Here is a 21,084-nt window from a genome sequence, read left to right on the forward strand (position 1 = left end):
TCCTTCAATCTTCATTTAGACGGGCTCGTCGTCTCCATCATAGATTTGGGAGACGTTCATTGTGAATGTCTTGAACCAACGCACCCGTTGCGCAGCGGGCCAGCCCTTCTCAGGGTCCGGAATCTTTTTCAAAGAGCGCAAGCAACAGAGGATCAAGTTGCAAGTCATCCTCTCCGCCGCTTCCTCCGCCGCCACCGCCAGCCCACCACCGTTTGAATCGTTGCTCACGTCGGCGGGCGTGGCTTCGGTTGGGACGAAGCCGGGTAGAACGCGTCGATCTCGTCCAGCCTCATAAAATCCGGCCTGCTCAGCCGAGCGCTCCATCACACGGCGCGCCGTGTCGGTCAACGTGCTGGCAACGCCAAGGGCAGCAAGCTGACATTCGATGACGCTGTGGATATCTGGATTCGTCATTGGAACGGCGAATTTCAACATCGAATCGCGGCGTATGACGTGAATCCCGGTCGCGTGAATGAGGTGCTGAAGGGCTCTCGACATCGCGGCAGCCGAAAAGCGGCGCTATCTCACAAGTCAGCCTGAACAACGAAGCCCGGCGCGAGCCAGGCTTTTTTCTTTGCCCAAAAGAAACGGCCCCAGCGAGGTGGTACACGCTGAGGCCAAGGCGGTTGGATCATCCATGAGTAGACAGGCTCATCCGATCAACAGAGCGCCGACGCCTACGATGAGCGCTACGAGCGATATTGCCGCCAACGCCATGAAGCTGTACTCGACGCCGTCGTGGTGACTGAGCCTGAACATACAGAGAGCTTGCGCTCCGGCCTTAGTGTCCGCATTAAAGTAGGCATGTCAGCGATGGCGCCCTAATTGCGGTTCCAGGCTTAACTTAAGCGAAGATTTTTGAAACAATTCCCTCGATGCCGCTTTTATTGCTCATGCAACAGGCGACCGAGGTTCATCTAGTCCGCGTGACGACCGATGACGGTGAGGTCCAAATCTGGCTCGCTGCGACTTCGCGCGAAGAAGCTGTTGACCGAGTGCTCGACGCTATCCCGGAGGGATGGGCCGTTAGCCTCATTCAGCGACAGCTCGCCGCCGATCACATCCCAATTCTCAACATGGCGGTCGGAGAAGTGCGCCGGCATCAGGTGTCCTAATTCCCCTCTGCCAGTGTCCTAACTAGGACAGCACCCGCCCGCGCCCTGCTCCAAAAGAAACGGCCCCAGCACCCTTGGAGGGCAATGCTGGGGCCGTTCTATATTTCCATTCTCACGCCGAACCGCCGCTTTTCGGTAATAGACGGCCCCTCTGGGCTCTGAAAATCGATCTTAATGAAACAGCCCTGCCCAGGGTTTGGATCATCAAATCAACGCCGGAGTTAGTCAACCAACTTGGGTGAATCAAAAGTAAATCAGTTGCTACTCTTTCCCGGATGCTTAACGGGTCTTAGTTCCCGCTGCTGGGCGCTTCCTGATTATCGTTAGCCGCGCACTCACGGCCGCCTCGGTGCGGCCTAGCTTCTGCGCGATCTCGCGCTGGGTTAGCTCGGTTTCGCGCATCATCCGTAGCAGGAGCTGTTCTTCTTCTTCGGCCCAAGCTGGCAAAACAGTTCTCCGAATTGTTTCATTTTGGAAATGCCAGCAGGAATTGCAAATTTCGATAGCCGCGTCTGTCCGGTGTTTTCCGGGTTGTCCTAATTCCCCGTGACGAGTGTCCTAACTAGGACAGCACCAGCAGACCGGCGCCGGCCTGTTTCCATCCACAGTGGCCCGCTTTAATTTTTGGCGTGGCCTGGTTTGCCATTAACCCCGACGCAACCAAGGGTTAGCCGATGTTCTCGGTAGGACTACCGAGAAGGCCCCTCAGATGTTCTTGCCCCATAACTTCCTGCGGGTCGCGATCTGTTCTCGCGGAATGTTTACTGGAACAATTGACCCGGCAGTGCCCTTATTTGGGGGCCCCCAGCCAGACAGGTAGCCCCCCGACTGCTGGAGGAAAACCCGCCTCCGGGACGGGTTGGCGGCCCCCTGTCGGGGCCGTTTAAAATTCCGTAGTTCTCCGGCCAAGAACAAAGTTCCGGGCCGTGCGATGCACCTCGCGCCCGAAGTTCCCCTGATAATCAACAAGTTAACCTGACAGGCGCGACGGCGTCCGATAGCGGCTGGCACAATCTGCATACTACCTTCGTACCCCTCCTGAGCCCTGGAAAAACTCCGTAGCCTTCGATGGAAGACTCGGGTTCCGCCAGTGTTCGTAACATTGGCCTGCTCAACCAGCGCGGATGCGCGGCGCTGCGCAGGCAACACGGCTGGCGACCGTTCCGTGGCGACGCTGCCGGCGGACGAATCCTTATCCGAAATCCACAACGACAGTTCGAACGGACGCGGCCTTTCATACGATCTTTTTACGGGTGCCGATCATTATTACAACTAATGGTTTAAATGTCGACGACCGCCCTTCATTCGCGGAACCGTTACAGATGATCCACAGGGGCATCGAGTTCAGCGTCACTCAGCTGATGGCCGGCGTCTGGAAATGGCGCTTCCAGATCGGCGATCGCGTCTTCACGGGCAAGACCGAAGCGAAGCTCGATCTTCTGGCGATCCGCCGCGTGCAGCTGCGGATCGATCGCGAGCTGAACAATCTGGGGCGGGAACGGACCCGCGGCAGCAATGGGGACTGAGGCACAGTCTATCGTGCACGCTCCGGTGCCCTGACGGGCTGGCCTGCGCGCTTCGCTCGAAAACGCTTCAATCCGCGCTGGGCAGCCGCCGCATGGTGAACTCGATGTCGCCGCCGGGCAGTTCGCGCCAGGTCTCGACGGCGCTCATATAGGCCGCCTTCGGGTAGCGCTTGAGAAAGTCACGCGCCCTCACGCGGGCCTGATCGCGTGGCAGGCTGAAGGTCTCGCGCAGATAGCCGTCGTCCGGCTTTCGCCGCTCGGCCATCCGGCTGGCGAGATCGCGCGGACGAGACACCATGCCGCAACTCCGGACCAACTGACGACACCCCAATATAGGGGCGGCGGCAGGAGAATCCGAGTCTGCGGGAGATGGACGGCGTCGCCCCGAATGGGCGTTACTGGCTGCGCGGCGCGGCGCTTCCGGGCTGCGCCGAGCTTCCGGTCTTGGTCTTCGGCTTGGCAGGATGGGCGGCCGCCTTCGGCGGATCGCTGCGCACGACGCCCCAGGGATCGGACGATCCCTTGGAATCGGGAATCTTGCTGAGCGAGTCCTTGTAGGCCTTGTCCCTGACCGCGTCCTGTTCCTTCTCCTCCTGGGTCTTGCTCTTGACCTCAGGCATCAGGTTGACGTTCGGCATCATCTGCGCATAGGCCGGTGCCGACAGCAGCACCGCAACCGCAACTGCGCACAAAACTCTCATGAGAATACTCCCTGCATTTTCGTCGGCGGTATATCACCCCAAGAAAGCCGCCGCCAAGCGCGCCTGCCCGGCCCTGGATCATGGTGCGTTTCCACGGAATCGCATCATCTCTTTGTTTGAGCATGATCTTTTCGGAAAACCGGTTTCCACTTTTTTAGGATCATGCTCTAGAGATGGTCTGACTTGCAGGATTTCGGCGACTGCATCCAGTCGTCCCAGATCGGACCGCAGCGCGTGCAACCGCTGAGCGCAAGCCCGATCGCAACCACGCCGCCCAGCAACACCAACCTGCGGAACATGTACACCCCCACCACTCGTGAGGAGGCGACTGGGCGCCGAAACTGGGGCATTTTCAAGCCGGGCACGGCGCTTGCAGCGCAGCGCAAGTGCGCGTCGGAGCGCAGCGCAAGTGCGCGTCGGAGCGCAAGCGCGCGTCGGACGGGCTGCCGGCGCGCACTGGTTTGACCGGGCGGCCGCGCAAATTACAGTGCGCAACAAAGCAGAAAAGGAATCGATCAAATGACTTTGGCGATGAGCTGGGACGAGTGGACGCAGCACGACGGGACGGCGCTCGCGGAGCGCGTCCGCAACGGCGAGCTGACGCCCCGTGAGCTGGCGTCGCAGGCAGCCAGCGCCGTGGCCAAGGTCGATCCGGCGCTGTCGGGCGTGGTCGAGCTGTTCGAGGACGTGATCGCCGACCCCGCCAAGGATGGCGCCAACCTCTCCGGCCCGTTCGCCGGCCTGCCCTTCCTGATGAAGGATCTCGGGCCGACCATGAAGGGCCGGCTCCAGGAGATGGGCTCGCTGTTGATGCGCGGCAATCGCGCCAGCGCCGACACGTTCCTGACCGGAAAATTCCGCCAGGCCGGCCTCAACCTGATCGGCCGCACCACGACGCCGGAGTTCGGTGTGTGCAGCTCGGCCGATAATCCCGCCGTCTACGTCACGTGCAATCCCTGGAACACCGACTACACCACCTGCGGCTCGTCCGCAGGCAGCGCCGCGATGGTCGCCGCGGGCGTGGTGCCGATTGCACACGCCACCGACGGCGGCGGCTCGATCCGCATTCCCGCCGGCGTCAATGGCAATATCGGGCTGAAGGTGTCGCGCGGCGTATTCTCGCTCGCCCCGCACATGTCCGACCTCACCGGCCTCGTCTCGATCCAGGGCTGCCAGTCGCGCTCGGTACGCGACACCGCCGCCTTCGTCGACCACGCAAGGGGACCCGCGCCCGGCGAGTTCATGCCGTTCTGGACCACGGCGCAACCCTATTCCGAGATGATCAAGCGCGATCCCGGCAAGCTCCGCATTGCGCTGTCGCACACATGGGGCGATTACACCGCAACGCCGGAGATCGCCGCCGAGCTGGAGAAGGCCGGCCGCTTCCTCGAAGGCCTCGGCCATCACGTCGACTACGCGCTGCCGGAGATCGACTATCGGGAAGCCTTCGCGGCACAGACCACCTGCTACATCAGCAATTTCGCCGTCGTGATCGGCAACATGCTCGCCGCGCGCGGCCTCGAACGGCCGCCGGCGCAGCTGATCGAGCCGATCAACATCCGCATCTGGGAGCATGGCCGCGACTTCAGCTTCGCCGATCGCGCCCGCATGCAGGGCGTGTTCAACACGACCTCGCGCGGCTTCGGCGCCTTCTTCGAGCAGTGGGACGTGATCCTGACGCCGATCACGGCGCTGCCGACGCCGAAGGTCGGCACCAGGGAATACCTCACGATCTCCGATAATCCCGACGTACTCGACTGGTTCGGCAATCTCTGGCGCAACTTCGCCTTCACGCCGCTCGCCAATCTCTGCGGCATGCCGGCGATCTCGATGCCGATGGCAACCCAGGACCACGGCCTGCCGCTCGGCATCCAGGCCATCGCCAAGCAGGCCAATGACGGCCTCTTGCTGCAACTCGCCGCCCAGATCGAGCGCGCGCTCGACGGCAAGTGGAACGACGGCAAGAGGCCGGGCGTGCATGTCGCCCCGAATTGAGACATAGATCGAGAACAATCAACGGAGGAAGCAGGACGTCATGCAGCAGGCCAGTGAATTCGGGATCGAGGACGCGCGACGGGTGCTCGGCGACGTCTTTGCGCCGTGGGTGCAGGACCTCAATCTGTCGATCGAGCAGTTCGACATCGCAGCCCCGGCCGTCGGCGATGCCGACTGGCAGCCCGGCGCCATCCTGCGCATGCCGTTTTCGGAGCGGCTGTGCCGGAACGGCGGCGTGGTCTGCGGCCAGGCCCTGATGGCGCTTGCCGACACCGCCATGGTGATCGCGATCCTCGCTGCCAACCGCGGCTACCGCCCCATGACGACGGTCGACCAGACCACGCATTTCATGCGCGCGGTCTCCTCAATGGACGTGCTGGCGGATGCGCGCGTGGTGCGGCTCGGGCGCACCATGAGCTTCGGCCGCGTCACGCTGCTCTCCGCTGCCGACAGCAAGCCGGTCGCGATGGTGTCGAGCGCGTTCGCGATGCTGCCGGGATAGGCCTCTCTCATCATAGACGGTGTATCTCCTCATCCTGAGGAGCTTGCGCAGCAAGCGTCTCGAAGGACGAGGCCACCAGGCCGGCCTCATCGTTCGAGACGCGCGTTCCGCGCTTCTCACCATGAGGGTTCAGGCTAATCACGCTGCAAGATTTACTTGCCGAGCACGGCCTCCGCGGCGTTGACGATGCTGATCGTCGGATTCTTTCCGCAATAGGTGCCGAACTTCTTGGCGTTCTCGGTGAACACGTCGGTGTCGATGATCGCCTCGTCGGAATCGCCCTTGTACCAGCCGTCCATCCAGACCAACACCATCTTGATGGTGTCGTCGCCGCCGTCGACGAACTGCTTGCAGGTCATGGTCGAGAGATCGAGGACGGTGGCGCTGGCCGGTGCCGACGACAGCGCGAGCGCGGCGGCAAGCATGATCGAGGCAGTGATCTTCATCGCAATCTCCATGGGCAACGATCTGAAATGAACCGGTCGCCGGAAAAGCCAGCGTGTCCGCCCGCGACCCGTAAGCGATGCGTTACATCGAACGCAAGCACGGCATCGCGCGGATCAGCCCGCACGTCGTTTCGGTGCACGCATTGAGAATTCGTGTTTCTGATCTGTGACGGCGCCGCGCTAAAGCGGATTCATGCATCGCCGCAAGCCCGGTTCACGTCCAGCGAAGCCGCGCCAGGATCGCGCGGCCCATGATCCAGTCCTTGTCGCTGTCGGTGAGGAACGGAAGCTCCTCTGTGAATTCCGTCACGCGCTGCCGGTAGGTGGCCCGGGCGAACGAATTGGTTAGATCGGTTCCCCAGTGGCAGCGCTCCGGGCCGTAGGCGTCGAATAGGCGGTGGATATGCGGGGTCACGTCACGGAATGGATAGGGCTCAGTCGAAATCAGCGGTACCGACGACAACTTCACCGACACATTCGCAAATTTTGCGAGCGCGACCGACTGGGCAATAGCTTCCGGCACCGCGTTGTTTCTTATGGAATCCGATGAATCAGAACGAGGGCGCAGGCCCGCGCCGACGCCCATGTGGTCGATGATGAGCGTAAGTTGCGGGTGTCGCTCGGCGATACGGGCGAACAGCGACGTCTGGCCCGATGTGAGAAACATCACAGGCAGGCGGGCCTTCTCCGCCGCCGGCCAGAACCAGTCCGCGGTTCCGTCTGTCAGCCATGCCGCTTCGCCGGGGCCGAAGTTCAACCTCACGCCCAGCACACCGGCCTGGTCGCGCCAGGTCGCAAGCCGTGCCGCGCGGTCGGGCTTGTCGAGGGCTACACGCGCCATGATTGCGAAGCGGCCGGGGTACGGTTTGACCGCCTCCTGGGCATAGTCGATGCGCTCGCCTTCGAGCGACACCGGCGGAACGATGACGACGCGATCGACGCCGGCCTCGTCCATCAGTGGAATTATTCGCTCGATGGTGAAGGGCTCCGGAAGCTGCGGTTTGGCACCGGGGAGCCAGGGTCTTTCCGGAGTGCTCGCCGGCCACAGGTGGACCTGCGAATCAACGATCACTCGTTTTTGCTGCGCGACCGTTGTCGCGGCACGCTGCATTGACAGCGCGACGCCGGTTGCGACGGTGCCGGTCAGAAAACTACGGCGTGAAGGCATGTGATGTCCTTCCTGTTCTATAGTTTTAGTCACGACATGATAGTGATCGACACAGCGCCCCGCGCTGGATCACAGCAAATTGGCTCGCAATATTGAGGATCACATCAGGAAATTGCGACTATGGAAATCGGGTTCAAAGGTCAATTTGCGGCGCAACAATCTTGAACCGCACATGTCGCAGTCGGGTCAAATGCCGACTGCGGCGGTCCGCTCGACCTTGGTCGGCTTCCATTGCAGTCCTGACGTGGCCAGCGTTGCCGTTGGGCTCTCATCTACCTCACGCCTTCGGCATGCTCACGTCGATCAACAACTTCGCCGCCGTGACCGCCAGTAAGGCCGGCAAGATCGAATCGCTCGACGAAGAATGGCAGGACGGACACAAGCGCCAGATCGAGATCTATCGGTGGTGTTGCGTCTCCGACACCGGGTATTGGGTGTATGCGAACGCTAGCAAGATAAGACCGCTTTTGACTGGAAATTAGAATTCGACCTTACCCTCGTTCCGTACACCGGTGACGATTCATGGGAGGAAGGAAAGCTCAAGAAAATAAAAGAGTGCCTGGACAGTGACGCGTTACCGGACGCCGCCGGTGGAACGGTTGGCAAGGAATTACGTTCCATACAAACACAAGGAACACTCCTGGCGGTCAACCGGAAGAAGGCTACGCTTGGCATATGAAAAAGACGTTCTCCGACAAAGTGCGCGATATCGTCCGGAAAATACCGAAAAGCAAGACGATGACGTACAAAGAGGTCGCTTCAAAAGCTGGAAATCCGAACGCCGCACGGGCTGTCGGAGCCGTTATGCGATCAAATTACGATCCGTCGATACCGTGCCACCGCGTCGTTGCGAGCGACGGGAAGATGCGCGGGTACAACCGCGGTGCGCGCATCCGCTGATCGCTCTGCGGATGAACGCGCGTGTGTTCTCTTTGGGTCTGGGGATAAGGTCCGCTTTGGCCCAAAGAAGCGACTCGTTTAGATCAGCTTCAGTTCTTTCAGACTGGCGTGACCTTGCTTGCCGACGATGATGTGGTCCCCGATCGCAATCGGAAGCGGCGAAGTTGGTCCACAAGTCGACATCCCCGCGGTCTGCGCCGCGGGTCCGCATTTCCTCTCGGAAGCGATATCCCGGATTTACGCGTCCACGCCCCAGGTTCAATGCATCCGCGAACAACCTGCGCTCCCTCTCCGGTTGCGGGAGGAGATGCAGCGAATGCCGCCAAGCCGATTCAACCCGACTTCATCGTGCTTTAGCGGAGCGAGGCGACGCTTGCATAATTTCTGAATAGTGGAAATATACCCCTGACTTGCCCGACGTGTCAGGTTGCTTTTCGAACGCCGGCAGCCGCCGGCTACTTTGCATGGGGTTGTTTTCGATATTTTGGCGGCGCGCACCTGCTGCAGGGAGCACCTAAGCGGATCGCAAGCGGCGGCTCCGCCGCCAGCGCCACAACAGCGCGACGAGGGCGACGAGCACGAGACCGCCGGCCACAGCCTTGGCGACGAACCGTCCGCCCGGGCGATCGATCAGCCGGGCCATCAACGACACGCTCTCGCCCTGGCGCGGCAGGCGAAACGCCACCACGCTGTCGCCGATCGACGTGCCGGCTTCGGAATGGCCGCCGGCGCCGATCACGACGTACTGCTCGCCCTTCCAGAGATAGGTCATCGGATTGGCGACACCCGGCACCGGAAGCCGGCCGAGCCACAACTGCTTTCCCGATCTCGCATCGAACGCGCGCAAGTAGGCATCCATCGCGCCGGTGAACACCAGGCCGCCCGCGGTGATCGCGACGCCGTTGACCAGCGGCGTGCCGGTATCGAGCGCGATGCCGAGCGGCGCGAGATCCTCGCTGGTGCCGACCGACGCATGTTGCCGGCCTTGAGATCGACCGCGACCGTCTCGCCCCATGGCGGCTTGTTGCAGGGCGTCCCAACCGACGTCATCGCCAGCGCCCGCGACATCGCAAACGGCGCACCCTGCTGCTGGCCGAATTCATGGCCGGGCGGCGGGTTGAAGCCCTTGGCCTGGTCGCGCGGAATCAGTGTGACGATGTGCGCCGCGTGACTGACATTGGCGTAGAGTATCTGATTGACCGGATCGAACGCCGCGCCGCCCCAGTTCACGCCACCTCCGGTCATCGGATAGATCACCGTGCCTTGCGTCGACGGCGGCGTGTATAGACCCTCATTGCGGGATTGCGCGAACAGCTCCTCGCAAGCCGAGCTTCCGGTGCCCGGCAACAGGCCGGCGATATCATCGGCCGTCATGCGCTGTGTCAGCAGCGGCGGCACATGGGTCGGGAATGGCTGCGTCGGCGACAGCTGCTCGCCCTCGGCGCCGTTCTGCGGCACCGCGCGCTCCTCGACCGGCCACACCGGCTTGCCAGTGTCGCGATCGAGCACGAACACAAAACCCTGCTTGGTCGGCTGGATCACGACGTCGCGCATGCCGTTGCCGGTATCGATCCGCGCCAGCGTCGGCTGCGCCGGCAGGTCATAGTCCCAGACGTCGTGATGCACGGTCTGGAATGCCCATGCGAGTTCGCCGGTCTCGATCCGCAGCGCGACCACGGAATTAACGTGCTCGTCATTGCCGGCGCGCTTGCCGCCCCAGAAGTCGGGACTGGGCGATGTCGTCGGCAAGAACACCAGGCCGCGCTCCTCGTCCACCGACATCGGCGCCCAGACGTTGCTGTGGCCGGCCTCGATCCCGTCATGCACGAGCGGATCGAAGCTCCACCGCGGCTGGCCGGTCCGCGCATCGAAAGCACGCACCGCGCCGAGCGGCGCATCGACGCGCCGGCCGTCACCGATCGCGGACCCGACCACGACCACGCCGCGTCCCGTCACCGGCGCCGACGTGATCTGAAACTCGCCCGGCCATTCCAGCTTCATGCCGACGTCGATCCTGATCTCGCCACCGTTGCCGAAATCGGCGCAGGGCTTGCCGGTTCTGGCATCGAGCGCGATCAGGCGCCTGTCGTTGGTGCCGGTGAAGATGCGTGACTTGCAGGCGGCGCCTTCCGCCGCACGATCATCCGTCCAGTGCGCGACGCCGCGGCAGACAAAACGATTGGCCGGCCGCTGCGCCATGCTGATCTTCGGATCGAAACGCCATTTCTGCGCACCGCTGCCGGGATCGAGCGCGATCACTTCGTTGAACGGCGTGCAGAGGATCAGGCTGTCCTCGACGAACAGCGGCGTCACCTCGAACTTGGTGCGCTTCATCACCTCGGGCGGGCGCGTATCGAGATCGCCGGTGCGGAATTCCCAGCCGCGCAGCAGCGTGCCGACATTGTCTGATGTGATCTGCGCCAGGGGCGAGAAGCGCTGTCCGCCGCGGTCGCCGCCCCAATACTCCCAGGCGCGCGCCGGCTGACCATACAGCAGCAGCGCGGCAAGCAGGCAAAACAGCGACCGCATCGCGTCCTCCCCCAGGATGCGATCACCAGGCGCCGCATCTCATGCGGGAAAGCATTTACGCGATCGGCGCGTCAGTATCCACCCCGGCGATAGCCGCCGCCGTCGTTGCCGCGATAACCACCGCCGCCACCGATGCCGATGCCGATCCCGATTCCGATCGGCGGTCCGGCAGGTTCATAGACCACGGTTGGAGGCGGACGGCGCACCACCACGACGTCGTCCTCGACCACCACGCGCGGCGGGCGCTTGCCCGCGCGCCGCGGAGGATCGGGATCGGCGCGCTTTTTCACCGGCGCGTTGACCCTCTGCTGCGGCGGCGGCTGCGGCGTGGCGTTGCACGGGCAGGTCGGCGCCGCCAGCGCGACGTTGGTCGCGGGCACGCTGAGCGCAACGGCGGGCGCCGGATCGGGACGGTAGCGCAGCCGTTCGATCATCTTGCGCGCGGTCGCTGTCAGGTCGGTGTCAGGATATTGCGCGAGGAAGCCGCGATAGGCCGCCGCCGTGTTGGCGAGAACAGCGCTATTCCACGCCACCATGCGGCGATGCCGGTCGAGCCAGTCGCGCGCCTGCAGGCCGCGCGGCGTGCCGGCGAAGATCGCGGCGAAGGCCTCATAGGATTCGTCGGAGCCATCGATCACCATCAACTCATTCGCGGCCTCGATCGGCTTGCCCTGCAACTCGCGCTTCCATTCGTCGACGGTGCGCTTGGCCGCGGCCGGCGGCGGCGTCGCTGCGGGCGACGCTGCAGCACCCGCCATGAAACGGAAATCGTCGGTCAGTGATGAAGAGTCCCACGGCGTCTGGCGGCCGTCGGTTGCCTTGTTCACCGCGAGGCGAACGCGCTTGAAGGTGTCCTCGATCGGGATGCCCGGCTCCTTGGCCGAGGCCAGCAACGCGGTGGTGTAGGGGCTGTCGATGCCGTTGCCGTCCTCGGCTTCGGCGCCGGGCGAGGTCGAGAACGAGACGAACGTGCCGGGTGCGCCGACCCTGGCATCGACGATGGCGAGGCCATGCCCCGCGGTCTTGCTGAGTTCCGGGAATGGATTGTTGCGGCAGGCATCGAGCAGCACGATGCGCATCCGGCTCGGCACCGAGGTCAAGGTATTCAGGATGTCGTTCAGCCGCACGCCCTGGAGCGGAATGTCGGCCTCGCGCTTGGGGTCGAGATCAACCGGCACCAGATAATTCTCGCCGTCGATCTGCAGGCCATGGCCGGCATAGAACACCAGTGCGACGGTATCGGCGCCGTTCGCCGCCACCTGGCTGGCGAAATCGCTGAGCCGTGCGCGCATCTCGTCCTGCGATAGGTCCGATGCGGCTGTCACCGCAAATCCGGCATCGGTCAGCATCTGCGACACCGCCCTGGCGTCGTTGGCCGGATTCGGCAGCGCGGGCACCGACTTGTAGGCCGACTGCCCGATCACCAGCGCCAGCCGGTTTTCCGCCAACGCCGGCACGGCGCCGAGCAGGATCGCTGCCGGAACGATCAGGCTGAGGAGCGAACGGCGAAGCATGACGGCCTCCGACAATGACATCGAAGATGGGTCGGAGGCCGTCAGGCCAAGGTTCATGCCGTGCGGCAATGTGCTGCCGACCGACGCCGGTTCGGATGTCGAATGGCCGCAGAGATCTCGCGAGCCCGGCTATTTCGGCTTCTTGGCCGGATCCGCGGCCGGCTTGGTGACGCCCCAGGGATCGTACTTGTCCTTGGGCTCGGGAATGCGCTCGAGCGCGGCCTTGTAGGCCTTCTCGTCGACCTTGGGCTTCTGCTCCGTCTTGGTATCGCCTCCACCGCCCCCTCGCCGGCCCTGGGCCAGGGTGGGTGTCGCGAGCAGCGCCAGAATGACGGCAGCAACCGTGAAGCGTTTCATGTCAGTCTGTCTCCCCCGCCGCCGCAGCAACATCCGGTAATACCTCTACCCCAACGATAACTTGTCGCTCGACATTTGTTGATCGACAAAGCGCCGCCTGATGCGAATTCAGCGCCACCAGGGGGCGCAATCCTGGCGGCGGCACATTAAATGCGCTGAATGGGACAGGGACAAGTACATCTGGCGGCGCTGCTGGCCGGCGCCGCCTTCATATTGAGTGGCTGCGGGCTGGCGGACAGCCACGCGGTGTGGCCGGAGGCCTTGAAGGTCAAGGCTACAGAGCCGGCGCCGCTCGAGACGCCTCCGGACGTCAAACGGCTGGTCGCGGGCAAGCTGGATTCGGTGTTCACGGCCGGTTCACAGCCGACCCATGTGCGGGTCTCCGCCCCGCTGCACGACCCGCGCGGCACCGGCTGGACGGCCTGCGTGCGCGCCGAGCTGACATCGGTGATCGGCAAGCCGCTGGGGACGCAGACCTATCGCGTGTTCATCAATGAAGGCTCGATCTTCGATCGCCGGCAGGTCGGGGCCGACGATAATTGCGTGACGGAGATGTACGAACCGGTCGAGAGCACCGTTGCGGCGGAAGCGCAACGGAGCGTCAAACCCTAGCGCTTGAGCCGGTAGGCCGCCGCGCACCGGTATGCTGAACGGCCCGTTAACGCGACCGCTCAAATTGCGCGGTGGCCTCAACGGCATTTTCCATTTCTTTCCGCTAGCGTTGCCCTGACGAACGCAAGGCCCAATCAGCCTCGCGGAGTGGGGAAACAGGGACGTGGCCGATATTGCTGACCAGGCAATGATCCACCGTGCATCGCGCAAGGATGCCACGGACGATCGCACCTTGCCGCCGCTGTCGGCCGCGCCGCTCAATGCATGGCGTGCGCTTGCCGCGCGCGCGATCGAGGCCAATGGCTACTACCAGCCCGACTGGGAATTGGCGGTCGATGCCTCCGCGCGCGGCCGCACCGGCGCGGCGCTGCTCAGCGCCGCCGGCGATGCCGGGCAATTGATCGGCCTGTTGCCGGTCGTTCCGATGCGGCGGATCTACAGCATCGCCCTGCCCGCTTTGGTCGGTGCCGAACCCTATGGCACGCTGTGCACGCCGCTGCTCGACCGCGACGCCGCCGAGGAAGCGGCGGGCAAGATACTGCGGCAGGCACGCAATGCGGGCGCGCATGCGCTGATCCTGCGCACCATGTCGCTCGAGGGCCCGGCCATGGCGGCGATCTGCGCGGTGCTGGCGCGAGACGGGTTGCAGCCGCGCATACTAAGCGCCTACCAGCGCGCCCAGCTGGATGCGACGCGCGATGCCGACGAATTGTTGCGCGACGCGCTCGGGCCCAAGAAGCTGAAGGAGCTGCGCCGCCAGCATCATCGCCTATCCGACCATGGCGCGGTGCGCTTTGATGTCGCCCGCACGCCGCGCGAGGTTGCAACGGCGCTCGAGACTTTCCTTGTCCTCGAAGCCGGTGGCTGGAAGGGAAAGCGCGGCACGGCGCTGAGCCAGCATGCCGGCGATGCGGCCTTCATCCGCCGCGCGACGTCGGCAATGGCCGAAGCCGGCCGCTGCGAGATCGTCACGCTGCATGCGGGCGGCACGCCGGTCGCGGGCGGCATCGTGGTGCGCCACCAGGACCGCGCCTTCTTCTTCAAGATCGGCGTCGACGAGCGCTTTGCGAAACATTCGCCCGGCACGCAGTTGACGCTCGAGCTGACGCGCCATCTCTGCGCCGATCCCGCGATCAATTCGGCCGATTCCACCGCGGCGCCGGATCACCCCATGATCAATCCGATCTGGCGCGGACGCTTCGCGATCGGCGACGTCTTGCTGCCGCTGCGGCGCCGCGATCCGCTGGTGCCGGCCATTCACGCCGCGCTGACCTTGAACAAATTCGCCTACGAAGCCGCGCGCGGCGCCGTCCGCTTCATCCGCAGCCGGCGCGGCAAGCTCGGATGATGCGGTTTACCCTTTCGTAGGCATGCAGACACATCGGGAAACAACGGGCCGCTGCCGTCAGGTTGGTGTCAGCTGGCCCGACTAGCGTTGCGGCGCGCTGGTTCTCAGACGGCGCGCGCCCTTGCTTCGAAAGCCTCATCTGATGGAAGCATCGGATGAGGCTTTTGCCGGCGTTCGCGACGTCCTGACGCCAAACGAAAAGGCCGCCTCAACCGGCGGCCTCTCTGTCTTGCGCTCGGCGCATCATTGGGAAACGCGGCGCGACCAGCGCCTCCCCTTACTGCAACGGCGAATGCGGTGCCGGCAGCATGATGGTCGAGTGCATCTCCTCGAGCACTTGCGTACCCTTGCTCAAAAATTCCAGCCAGGCCGGGTCCTTCATCGCGTTGCCGCGTGCGGTGGCACGGGCGTTGAGATCGGGATAGGCCCAGATGTGGCAGACCTCATTGGGCTGCCCGGCTTCGGTGGTCCAGAGGCCGACGATCTTGGAGTATTTCTCGCGCTCCGGCATCACGCCGGTGATCAGATCGAGCCATTGCTTGGCGCCGCCGACCGGCTTGGCGCGATAGTTGCGGAATTCGTAGATGTTGCCTGATGTCGCCGGCGCCACCGGCGGGATGATTGCATTGAGCAGCCGCACCTCTTGGCGCACCAGCAGCGGACGGATCACCGGAATATACTCGCCGGTCCAGCGCGGATTCTTGGCGAGCTCGGCGCGCAACCGGGTCCGCTCGTTGAGATCGGCGTAGCTCCACATGTGCATGACCTGATTGAGCGGACCGATCTCGGTGATCCAGTAGCCTTCGAGCTTGCCGAAATTGTCGGCGCGGATATCGCGCGAGATCGTGCTCGCCGCCTTCACCATCTCGCCGACAACTCCTGGACGGACCGTATAGGTGCGCAGCTCATAGATCATGATGGTCTCCCTGATTGTTTCCGATGGATGATGTGGGCAAACGAAAAGCCCGGCATGAGCCGGGCTTTCGATAGGGATTGCGGGCTACTCCGCCGCCTGCGCGTTGATCTCCGCCGAGACCTGGCGGATGGCGCGCGCGAGCTGCTCGGCCGGCTGCGCGCCGGAGACGGCGTATTTCTGCGCGAAGACATAAGTCGGAACGCCGGAGATGCCCTTCTCGGCGGCTTCCTGTGCATCCGCCGAGACGCGCGCCACGTCCTCGTCGGTGGCGAGGCGCTTGCGCACGTCGTCGGCATCGAGACCGACATCGGCGGCCGCCTGCACCAGCACGTTCACGTCGGTGAGATCGCCGCCATCGCGGAAGTACAGCTCCATCAGGCGCTGCTTCATCTCTGGCGCCTTGCCGATCGCTTCGGCCCACAGGATGAGGCGATGGCAGTCGGTCGTGTTGGGCTGCCGCTTGACGAGCTCGGGATGGTAGGTCAGCCCCTCCTCGCTGGCCGCTGCGACCACACGCCCGGCAATGCCCTTATAGGCCTCGACCGAGCCGAACTTCTGGGTGAGATAGTCTTCGCGGCTGATGCCCTCGCGCGGCACCCAGGGATTGAGGAAGAAGGGCCGCCAGTGCACCTCGACCGGCACATCGGGCACCAGCTTGAGCGCATCCTCGATCCGGTGCTTGCCGATATAGCACCAGGGGCACACCACGTCGGAGACGACGTCGAGGCGAAGCGGCTTCAAATCGCTCATGGCGGGGTTCCCGGCAGAAATGGAACCCCAAAGGTAGGCCGAACGCGCCCCAAGACAAGCCGCTATTTCATACTGGCTGCCATCTGCCGCATCCGCTCGGCGGTCAGCTCATCCGCCGGAAAGAACGTCTCCAGCGCCAGCTCCGACAGGGTGATGTCCACGGGCGTGCCGAACACCATGGTGGTGGAGAAGAAACTAAGTATCTCGCCCTTGAGGCGGAGCTTGAAGGGAAGCGCGACGTTGTTGTCGGTGGTGATCGGGGCCGACCGCGCCGGAATCGGATAGGACTTCAGATCCTGATAGAGCTTGAGCAGCTCCGGATCGGCCGTTGCCTCGCATTGCCGATGCAGCCGCTCCAGAAGATGCGCGGCCCATTCCGCGAGGTTCACGGTGCGCGGGGCGAGGCCCTCGGGATGGAAGGCGAGCCGCAGCACGTTGAGGGGCTGGCCGAGCAGATACGGCGGGACGCCTGCGAGCAGCGGTGCCACCATGCGATTGGCGGAGACCAGATTCCAGTGCCTGTCATAGGCCAGCGCCGGATTGGGCTCATGCGCCTTCAGCACGAGGTTGATCGCCTCGCGCGCCGATCTCAGTGCGGGATCGTCCAGCGTGCGCTGCGGGAACGCCGGCGCATAACCGGCGGCGACCAGCAGCACGTTGCGTTCGCGCAAGGGCACGTCGAGGCGCTCGGCGAGCCTCAGTACCATGTCGCGCGAGGGCGCGGCGCGGCCGGTCTCGACGAAGCTCAGATGCCGCGCCGAGATCTCGGCTTCGCCCGCGAGATCGAGCTGGCTCATGCGGCGGCGCTGCCGCCATTCGCGCAGATGGTCGCCGATCAGGACGGGTTTTGCGGGCTCGGCCCGCGCCAGGGATGCATGTGCGTTCATGGTGCAAAACCTACCATGCGGAATTCGCCCGTTCCATTACGCCTGAGGTAATCGAATTGGCGCGCCGGCCGGCTCATCTTCCACGGCACAGGAGATGACCATGCTGATGCTGTCCCTTGTCCGCGCCCTCGCCGTCCTGCTCCCGTGGCTGATCCATCTGGTCACCTGGCTGCTGGCGCGCTCGCTCAACATGCCGCAGCCGCTCGTGCACGCGACCGGCGTGTTCGTGTTCGCTCAGGTTTATGCGGTCGAAATGAGGGTCGGCAAGGCGCTGTGTCCGCTCCGGCTGTGGCGTCAGCTGCAGTCCCTGTTCCACTGACCATCCCAATCCCAACGAGGAGACACTGCCATGATCCATTCGTCCCAGCTGCTGCGCCGCGCTCTGCTTGCCGACGCCGTCTTCAGCGGCATATCGGCCATAGCTATGGTGCTCGACGCCGGCGCGCTGGCATCGCTGCTCGGCCTGCCGGAAGCGCTGCTGCGGGAGACCGGCCTGTTCCTGATCGCCTACACCGCGCTGGTCGGCTGGCTCGCCTCGCGCGCCTCCGTGCCGAGACTGCTCGTCCTGCTGGTCGTCGTCGGCAATGCGGCCTGGACGGTCGGCAGCATCGCCCTGCTGCTCTCGGGCGCGGTGTCACCGAATCTTTTCGGGACCATCGTGATCCTCGCCCAGGCGATCGCGACCGGCGTGTTCGCCGAGCTGCAATATGTGGGGCTGCGCCGCAGCGGTGAGGCGGTCGCGGCGTAGACCGAATGCCGGACGTGACGAGCGGCCGTCGCGGCAAACGCGGCGGCCGTTTCCGTCAGCTCAGCACCACCGCGACGATCATGCCAGCGAAGGTCAGCGCCAGGCCGATGATCAACATCGGCACCAGGCTGCTGCCGGAAAACGGATCGGCCTGATTCTGATGAAACCACGCGCCGTCGATGGCGCGCGCAATTGCCTTCGCCCTGTTCCTCATTGCACTGCTCCTGCTTCGCTTCGCCTGTAACGCTCGCCGACCGCCAGCATCACGCCCTGTCCGCTGGCGACGCCCATCTCGAGGCTCGAGGCGATGCGCCGCGCGCGATCGATGAAATGCGCCGCCGCGTCAGGCGGGCACAGCTCGGCCGCGGTCGCCTCGAACAGCTCGAGCCAGCGGTCGAAATGCGCGGCGTCGATCGGCAGCGGCATATGCTTGACCATCGGTGTGCCGTGATAGCGCCCGGTCATCAGCGCGACCGAGGACCAGAACGCGCACATCTGGGCCAGATGCGACTCCCAATTGCTGATCCTGGTCTCGAACACCGGTCCGATCATCGGGTCCTTGCGGACCTCAGCGTAAAAGGCGTGCACCAGCTGCTCGATCATGGCCTCGGTGATCCCGGTCCGCGCGACAATCCCGGCGGTGATCTGCTCGCGGCGCTCTGCTGCTGTCATGGCTCACATCCTAAATAGGTATTTCAAATGCCTATTTAGCCTGCTATAGCTGATCCGCCAAGTGCTGATTTCGAAGGGCTTCCATGCGCCTGACATCATTCACGGATTTTGCGCTCCGCGCCCTGATGCGGCTGGCCGGCGAGCCGGACCGGTCGTTTGCGACCAGCGAGATCGCGGCCGAGTTCGACATTTCCCGCAATCACCTTGCCAAGGTGGTGCGCGACCTGGCCGACGCCGGCTTCATTGCCACCCAGCGCGGCGCCGGCGGCGGGTTCTCGCTGGCGCGGCCGGCGGAGACCATCACCCTCGGCCAGGTGGTCCGTGCGCTGGAAGGCGGCAGCGCGCTGGTCGAATGTTTCAGGGATGATGGCGGAGATTGCCTGCTGCTGCCGCGCTGCCGGCTGAAGGCGAAGCTTGCCGCCGCACGCGAGGCCTTCATGCGCGAGCTCGACGGTACGACGCTCGCCGAATGCGCCTACCTGCCGCGTTCCGTCCGCCACCCCGCGAGGGCATCATGACGACGATCGCATTCGCGAACGGCGCGTTCGAGGTCGACGCCAGTATCGTCGCCGAAGGCCTCGGCATCGCGGTCCCGCTGCTGCAGGCCGGGATGCGCTCGGGCGCGATCACGACGCGCTCGGAGCGCGGGTTCGACGCCGATCAGGGGCGCCATCGCCTCACATTCTTCTCGGAGAGCAAGCGTTTCCGTCTCGTCATCGACGAGCACGGCACGATCATCCAGCGTTCGACGCTGGATTTCGGCAATTCCCCGTTGCCACGCGCGGCGCACCGGCCGGGCGGCTAGAGCGTTTTCGATCGACGTTGGTATCAGGCCTGCAGCGCCCGGGCGGTGCCGCGCTTCGACGAGGCAGCCTTCCTGCCCGCCGTGTTGATCAGGCTGTGGCCATTGAGGTGCTTGCCGTTCAGCGCCGTGCCGTTGGCGAGCTTGCCGTTGGCTTTGGCAGCCTTCTTCGCCTTCCTCTGCCTGGCCCGCTCCTCGGCGAGCTTCTCGGCCTTGCGCTGTGCCTTCCGCTCGGCCCTTTCCTTCAGCCGCACCCGCTCCGCCCTAGCCTCCGCACGCTTCTTCTTGCGCTTCCTCTCGCAGGAGTCGCACTTGCAGCCGATCGGCTTCAGATAGGCTTTGAAATAGTCGGTGCCGTAGTCGTAGTTGATCTCCTCGCCCGGCTCGATGTTCTTGATCGCGCGGATGAAGACCTTGCGCTCGCGCGGCCGGACGTCGGATTCGGCGTTGGGCCGGCAGGAATGGTTGATGTAGCGGGCGAGGTTCTTGCGCACCGACCCGTCGATGGTCCAGCGGCCGTTGAGCTCGAACAGATATTTGTTCTCGATCTCGTCGTCATCCTTCTTCTTCGAGTCGAGCATCGGTCCGAAATAGCGGATGATCCGGGTGCCCTTCTTGATCGGCTTGGTGGCGAAGAGGCCGAGCCCGGTCTTGGAACGGCCGACGCGATAGGGTTTGTTCGATGATATCGTGGGCATGACGATCGAGGTTACGGCACGCTGGGTGCACGCGACAGAAGTTGCGAAGCCGCCCTTCTAGGACGATTCCGCGCGCCTGTCAGGTGTTTCCCGCGTGTCTATTGAACCTTCCCCAGATTGCATATGTCAGACACAAAGTAACGTCCGGATCGCAGGTTTCCCCCGATGAAATACCTTGCTTTTGCAACAGTCGTTATGGCGGTTGCCGGCGCAAATCCCGGTCATGCCGGCTCTGAGACGATCAGCAGCAGCTACACATCGACCGCGCCGAAGGCCTGCCGCATGATCGGCAAGCCCAGCGAGGAGGACGGCAGCACCACCAGGGTCTGTCCGGGAAAATCCGGACTTGTGGTGCTGATCAACGAGGGCGACCTGCGCGAAGTGGTCTCGGTGGGCCGAAACCGCGAGGCGGCAGCCAGGGAACCGGCGGCGCAGGCCTGGTTCGGCCCGTTCAGCTCGACCGGCGATAGGGTCGAATGGCGCGCTGCCGGCGAAAAGCCGTTTGCGATCATCCAGCGCTGGCACATCGCGGACAACAGCGAGCAGGACAAGCGCGGCGGCCCAGTCTCGCGGGCAATGCTCGCCGTGACCCGGCTGCCGCCGGGCGATGTCTGTCATGTCGCCTATGTCGACGTCGCGGCCAATCCCAACGCCAACGAGCTGGCGCGGCGGGCCGCCGACGATTTCGCCCGCGATTTCAAATGCGGCACGGATACGGTGAAGACGATCGGACAAAGCGGCCGGACCACGTCGCTGACCAAACGCTAAAGCGCGATGCGATGAGGATGAATCGTCATTGCGCTCTAGGTCGTTGTTGAAGCATGATCTTTTCGGAAAACCGCTGCGCACCTTTCCGGATCATGCTTTAGCGCGCACGGCGTTGCGCTCCCTCTCCCCT

The 21,084-nt window shown here is 64.0% G+C and carries 27 protein-coding genes and 1 pseudogene; 12 read left to right on the forward strand and 16 right to left on the reverse strand.

What is annotated here, in order from left to right:
• Positions 1–15: 15 nt before the first annotated feature.
• Positions 16–498, reverse strand: coding sequence for a hypothetical protein (locus tag RX327_RS25985; protein ID WP_050387650.1), 483 nt, complete (start codon positions 496–498; stop codon positions 16–18).
• A gap of 419 nt (positions 499–917) precedes the next feature.
• The gene (locus tag RX327_RS25990; protein WP_317247532.1) at positions 918–1,103 is read right to left on the reverse strand and encodes a hypothetical protein; all 186 of its coding nucleotides are present in this window, start codon (positions 1,101–1,103) and stop codon (positions 918–920) included.
• A 1,334-nt stretch (positions 1,104–2,437) separates the two neighbouring features.
• Here RX327_RS25990 and RX327_RS25995 point away from each other — a divergent pair.
• Positions 2,438–2,641 carry a hypothetical protein gene (locus tag RX327_RS25995; protein ID WP_028337111.1) on the forward strand — a complete coding sequence of 68 codons (204 nt, stop codon included), beginning with the start codon at positions 2,438–2,440 and terminating at the stop codon, positions 2,639–2,641.
• Between the two features lie 67 nt (positions 2,642–2,708).
• Here RX327_RS25995 and RX327_RS26000 read toward each other — a convergent pair whose 3' ends face one another.
• From RX327_RS26000 to RX327_RS26010, 3 genes are all read right to left on the reverse strand, one after another.
• Positions 2,709–2,939: a hypothetical protein gene (locus tag RX327_RS26000; protein WP_317247533.1), complete on the reverse strand. Its 231-nt coding sequence runs from the start codon at positions 2,937–2,939 to the stop codon at positions 2,709–2,711.
• Positions 2,940–3,036: 97 nt separating this feature from the next.
• A complete protein-coding gene (locus tag RX327_RS26005) occupies positions 3,037–3,342 on the reverse strand; it encodes a hypothetical protein (RefSeq protein WP_028337112.1) in 306 nt (101 codons plus the stop codon).
• A gap of 167 nt (positions 3,343–3,509) precedes the next feature.
• Complete coding sequence (locus RX327_RS26010) at positions 3,510–3,641, reverse strand: hypothetical protein (protein WP_050387707.1); 132 nt, start codon at positions 3,639–3,641, stop codon at positions 3,510–3,512.
• 220 nt (positions 3,642–3,861) lie between these two features.
• Here RX327_RS26010 and RX327_RS26015 point away from each other — a divergent pair, with 220 nt between their 5' ends.
• Together RX327_RS26015 and RX327_RS26020 are read left to right on the forward strand one after the other, a co-directional pair.
• The gene (locus tag RX327_RS26015) at positions 3,862–5,337 is read left to right on the forward strand and encodes an amidase (RefSeq protein WP_317247534.1); all 1,476 of its coding nucleotides are present in this window, start codon (positions 3,862–3,864) and stop codon (positions 5,335–5,337) included.
• 40 nt (positions 5,338–5,377) lie between these two features.
• The gene (locus tag RX327_RS26020) at positions 5,378–5,839 is read left to right on the forward strand and encodes a PaaI family thioesterase (protein WP_317247535.1); all 462 of its coding nucleotides are present in this window, start codon (positions 5,378–5,380) and stop codon (positions 5,837–5,839) included.
• A gap of 152 nt (positions 5,840–5,991) precedes the next feature.
• On the opposite strand, the gene RX327_RS26025 is transcribed toward RX327_RS26020, so the two are convergent.
• Both RX327_RS26025 and RX327_RS26030 read right to left on the reverse strand, forming a co-directional pair.
• Positions 5,992–6,285: an HdeA/HdeB family chaperone gene (locus RX327_RS26025; RefSeq protein ID WP_050387706.1), complete on the reverse strand. Its 294-nt coding sequence runs from the start codon at positions 6,283–6,285 to the stop codon at positions 5,992–5,994.
• A gap of 214 nt (positions 6,286–6,499) precedes the next feature.
• Positions 6,500–7,453: an amidohydrolase family protein gene (locus RX327_RS26030; protein ID WP_317247536.1), complete on the reverse strand. Its 954-nt coding sequence runs from the start codon at positions 7,451–7,453 to the stop codon at positions 6,500–6,502.
• A 290-nt stretch (positions 7,454–7,743) separates the two neighbouring features.
• On the opposite strand from RX327_RS26030, the gene RX327_RS26035 reads away from it, so the two are divergent.
• Positions 7,744–7,935 carry a hypothetical protein gene (locus tag RX327_RS26035; RefSeq protein ID WP_050387646.1) on the forward strand — a complete coding sequence of 64 codons (192 nt, stop codon included), beginning with the start codon at positions 7,744–7,746 and terminating at the stop codon, positions 7,933–7,935.
• Between the two features lie 193 nt (positions 7,936–8,128).
• On the forward strand, positions 8,129–8,353 hold the full coding sequence (locus RX327_RS39305; protein WP_080667252.1) for an MGMT family protein: 225 nt from the start codon (positions 8,129–8,131) through the stop codon (positions 8,351–8,353).
• A 514-nt stretch (positions 8,354–8,867) separates the two neighbouring features.
• Here the strand turns inward: RX327_RS39305 and RX327_RS26040 are convergent.
• The 3 genes and pseudogenes from RX327_RS26040 to RX327_RS26050 form a co-directional block, all read right to left on the reverse strand.
• Positions 8,868–10,882: pseudogene (locus RX327_RS26040) on the reverse strand (pyrroloquinoline quinone-dependent dehydrogenase).
• A 71-nt stretch (positions 10,883–10,953) separates the two neighbouring features.
• Positions 10,954–12,396, reverse strand: a complete 1,443-nt coding sequence (locus RX327_RS26045) for a caspase family protein (RefSeq protein ID WP_317247537.1) — start codon at positions 12,394–12,396, stop codon at positions 10,954–10,956.
• Positions 12,397–12,525: 129 nt separating this feature from the next.
• The gene (locus RX327_RS26050; protein WP_317247538.1) at positions 12,526–12,753 is read right to left on the reverse strand and encodes a hypothetical protein; all 228 of its coding nucleotides are present in this window, start codon (positions 12,751–12,753) and stop codon (positions 12,526–12,528) included.
• A gap of 159 nt (positions 12,754–12,912) precedes the next feature.
• Here RX327_RS26050 and RX327_RS26055 point away from each other — a divergent pair, with 159 nt between their 5' ends.
• Both RX327_RS26055 and RX327_RS26060 read left to right on the forward strand, forming a co-directional pair.
• Positions 12,913–13,365 carry a hypothetical protein gene (locus RX327_RS26055; RefSeq protein WP_028337121.1) on the forward strand — a complete coding sequence of 151 codons (453 nt, stop codon included), beginning with the start codon at positions 12,913–12,915 and terminating at the stop codon, positions 13,363–13,365.
• A 163-nt stretch (positions 13,366–13,528) separates the two neighbouring features.
• Positions 13,529–14,713: a GNAT family N-acetyltransferase gene (locus tag RX327_RS26060; protein ID WP_317247539.1), complete on the forward strand. Its 1,185-nt coding sequence runs from the start codon at positions 13,529–13,531 to the stop codon at positions 14,711–14,713.
• Between the two features lie 277 nt (positions 14,714–14,990).
• Here the strand turns inward: RX327_RS26060 and RX327_RS26065 are convergent, their stop codons facing one another.
• From RX327_RS26065 to RX327_RS26075, 3 genes are all read right to left on the reverse strand, one after another.
• On the reverse strand, positions 14,991–15,629 hold the full coding sequence (locus RX327_RS26065) for an NIPSNAP family protein (RefSeq protein ID WP_050387644.1): 639 nt from the start codon (positions 15,627–15,629) through the stop codon (positions 14,991–14,993).
• Between the two features lie 84 nt (positions 15,630–15,713).
• On the reverse strand, positions 15,714–16,379 hold the full coding sequence (locus tag RX327_RS26070; protein WP_317247540.1) for a DsbA family oxidoreductase: 666 nt from the start codon (positions 16,377–16,379) through the stop codon (positions 15,714–15,716).
• Between the two features lie 62 nt (positions 16,380–16,441).
• Complete coding sequence (locus tag RX327_RS26075) at positions 16,442–17,266, reverse strand: helix-turn-helix transcriptional regulator (RefSeq protein WP_317247541.1); 825 nt, start codon at positions 17,264–17,266, stop codon at positions 16,442–16,444.
• A gap of 94 nt (positions 17,267–17,360) precedes the next feature.
• On the opposite strand from RX327_RS26075, the gene RX327_RS26080 reads away from it, so the two are divergent.
• Both RX327_RS26080 and RX327_RS26085 read left to right on the forward strand, forming a co-directional pair.
• Positions 17,361–17,585, forward strand: a complete 225-nt coding sequence (locus tag RX327_RS26080) for a hypothetical protein (RefSeq protein WP_050387642.1) — start codon at positions 17,361–17,363, stop codon at positions 17,583–17,585.
• A gap of 30 nt (positions 17,586–17,615) precedes the next feature.
• A complete protein-coding gene (locus RX327_RS26085; protein WP_317247542.1) occupies positions 17,616–18,014 on the forward strand; it encodes a hypothetical protein in 399 nt (132 codons plus the stop codon).
• Between the two features lie 55 nt (positions 18,015–18,069).
• Here the strand turns inward: RX327_RS26085 and RX327_RS26090 are convergent, their stop codons facing one another.
• Positions 18,070–18,228 carry a hypothetical protein gene (locus RX327_RS26090; protein ID WP_167350463.1) on the reverse strand — a complete coding sequence of 53 codons (159 nt, stop codon included), beginning with the start codon at positions 18,226–18,228 and terminating at the stop codon, positions 18,070–18,072.
• Positions 18,225–18,686, reverse strand: coding sequence for a group III truncated hemoglobin (locus tag RX327_RS26095; RefSeq protein ID WP_050387641.1), 462 nt, complete (start codon positions 18,684–18,686; stop codon positions 18,225–18,227). The genes RX327_RS26090 and RX327_RS26095 overlap by 4 nt, the downstream gene beginning before the upstream one ends.
• Before the next feature lie 83 nt (positions 18,687–18,769).
• On the opposite strand from RX327_RS26095, the gene RX327_RS26100 reads away from it, so the two are divergent.
• Positions 18,770–19,204 (forward strand): RrF2 family transcriptional regulator, encoded by a 435-nt coding sequence (locus RX327_RS26100; RefSeq protein ID WP_028337129.1) that lies wholly within the window; start codon positions 18,770–18,772, stop codon positions 19,202–19,204.
• Positions 19,201–19,491, forward strand: a complete 291-nt coding sequence (locus tag RX327_RS26105; protein ID WP_028337130.1) for a DUF6522 family protein — start codon at positions 19,201–19,203, stop codon at positions 19,489–19,491. Before RX327_RS26100 ends, RX327_RS26105 begins: the two co-directional genes overlap by 4 nt.
• A gap of 23 nt (positions 19,492–19,514) precedes the next feature.
• Here the strand turns inward: RX327_RS26105 and RX327_RS26110 are convergent, their stop codons facing one another.
• A complete protein-coding gene (locus RX327_RS26110) occupies positions 19,515–20,186 on the reverse strand; it encodes an SET domain-containing protein (RefSeq protein ID WP_317247544.1) in 672 nt (223 codons plus the stop codon).
• A 165-nt stretch (positions 20,187–20,351) separates the two neighbouring features.
• Here RX327_RS26110 and RX327_RS26115 point away from each other — a divergent pair, with 165 nt between their 5' ends.
• Positions 20,352–20,954: a hypothetical protein gene (locus RX327_RS26115; protein WP_317247545.1), complete on the forward strand. Its 603-nt coding sequence runs from the start codon at positions 20,352–20,354 to the stop codon at positions 20,952–20,954.
• The last annotated feature ends 130 nt before the right edge of the window (positions 20,955–21,084 follow it).

It is taken from the genome of Bradyrhizobium sp. BEA-2-5, from assembly GCF_032918025.1.
GTDB lineage: Bacteria > Pseudomonadota > Alphaproteobacteria > Rhizobiales > Xanthobacteraceae > Bradyrhizobium > Bradyrhizobium pachyrhizi.

What these genes read in the sequence shown, in the direction of transcription:
- RX327_RS25985 (WP_050387650.1), bottom strand. Translation starts at nt 498, where the DNA reads ATGTCGAGAGCCCTTCAGCACCTCATTCACGCGACCGGGATTCACGTC.
- RX327_RS25990 (WP_317247532.1), bottom strand. Translation starts at nt 1,103, where the DNA reads ATGCCGGCGCACTTCTCCGACCGCCATGTTGAGAATTGGGATGTGATC.
- RX327_RS25995 (WP_028337111.1), top strand. Translation starts at nt 2,438, where the DNA reads ATGATCCACAGGGGCATCGAGTTCAGCGTCACTCAGCTGATGGCCGGC.
- RX327_RS26000 (WP_317247533.1), bottom strand. Translation starts at nt 2,939, where the DNA reads ATGGTGTCTCGTCCGCGCGATCTCGCCAGCCGGATGGCCGAGCGGCGA.
- RX327_RS26005 (WP_028337112.1), bottom strand. Translation starts at nt 3,342, where the DNA reads ATGAGAGTTTTGTGCGCAGTTGCGGTTGCGGTGCTGCTGTCGGCACCG.
- RX327_RS26010 (WP_050387707.1), bottom strand. Translation starts at nt 3,641, where the DNA reads ATGTTCCGCAGGTTGGTGTTGCTGGGCGGCGTGGTTGCGATCGGGCTT.
- RX327_RS26015 (WP_317247534.1), top strand. Translation starts at nt 3,862, where the DNA reads ATGACTTTGGCGATGAGCTGGGACGAGTGGACGCAGCACGACGGGACG.
- RX327_RS26020 (WP_317247535.1), top strand. Translation starts at nt 5,378, where the DNA reads ATGCAGCAGGCCAGTGAATTCGGGATCGAGGACGCGCGACGGGTGCTC.
- RX327_RS26025 (WP_050387706.1), bottom strand. Translation starts at nt 6,285, where the DNA reads ATGAAGATCACTGCCTCGATCATGCTTGCCGCCGCGCTCGCGCTGTCG.
- RX327_RS26030 (WP_317247536.1), bottom strand. Translation starts at nt 7,453, where the DNA reads ATGCCTTCACGCCGTAGTTTTCTGACCGGCACCGTCGCAACCGGCGTC.
- RX327_RS26035 (WP_050387646.1), top strand. Translation starts at nt 7,744, where the DNA reads ATGCTCACGTCGATCAACAACTTCGCCGCCGTGACCGCCAGTAAGGCC.
- RX327_RS39305 (WP_080667252.1), top strand. Translation starts at nt 8,129, where the DNA reads ATGAAAAAGACGTTCTCCGACAAAGTGCGCGATATCGTCCGGAAAATA.
- RX327_RS26045 (WP_317247537.1), bottom strand. Translation starts at nt 12,396, where the DNA reads ATGCTTCGCCGTTCGCTCCTCAGCCTGATCGTTCCGGCAGCGATCCTG.
- RX327_RS26050 (WP_317247538.1), bottom strand. Translation starts at nt 12,753, where the DNA reads ATGAAACGCTTCACGGTTGCTGCCGTCATTCTGGCGCTGCTCGCGACA.
- RX327_RS26055 (WP_028337121.1), top strand. Translation starts at nt 12,913, where the DNA reads ATGGGACAGGGACAAGTACATCTGGCGGCGCTGCTGGCCGGCGCCGCC.
- RX327_RS26065 (WP_050387644.1), bottom strand. Translation starts at nt 15,629, where the DNA reads ATGATCTATGAGCTGCGCACCTATACGGTCCGTCCAGGAGTTGTCGGC.
- RX327_RS26070 (WP_317247540.1), bottom strand. Translation starts at nt 16,379, where the DNA reads ATGAGCGATTTGAAGCCGCTTCGCCTCGACGTCGTCTCCGACGTGGTG.
- RX327_RS26075 (WP_317247541.1), bottom strand. Translation starts at nt 17,266, where the DNA reads ATGAACGCACATGCATCCCTGGCGCGGGCCGAGCCCGCAAAACCCGTC.
- RX327_RS26080 (WP_050387642.1), top strand. Translation starts at nt 17,361, where the DNA reads ATGACCATGCTGATGCTGTCCCTTGTCCGCGCCCTCGCCGTCCTGCTC.
- RX327_RS26085 (WP_317247542.1), top strand. Translation starts at nt 17,616, where the DNA reads ATGATCCATTCGTCCCAGCTGCTGCGCCGCGCTCTGCTTGCCGACGCC.
- RX327_RS26090 (WP_167350463.1), bottom strand. Translation starts at nt 18,228, where the DNA reads ATGAGGAACAGGGCGAAGGCAATTGCGCGCGCCATCGACGGCGCGTGG.
- RX327_RS26095 (WP_050387641.1), bottom strand. Translation starts at nt 18,686, where the DNA reads ATGACAGCAGCAGAGCGCCGCGAGCAGATCACCGCCGGGATTGTCGCG.
- RX327_RS26100 (WP_028337129.1), top strand. Translation starts at nt 18,770, where the DNA reads ATGCGCCTGACATCATTCACGGATTTTGCGCTCCGCGCCCTGATGCGG.
- RX327_RS26105 (WP_028337130.1), top strand. Translation starts at nt 19,201, where the DNA reads ATGACGACGATCGCATTCGCGAACGGCGCGTTCGAGGTCGACGCCAGT.
- RX327_RS26110 (WP_317247544.1), bottom strand. Translation starts at nt 20,186, where the DNA reads ATGCCCACGATATCATCGAACAAACCCTATCGCGTCGGCCGTTCCAAG.
- RX327_RS26115 (WP_317247545.1), top strand. Translation starts at nt 20,352, where the DNA reads ATGAAATACCTTGCTTTTGCAACAGTCGTTATGGCGGTTGCCGGCGCA.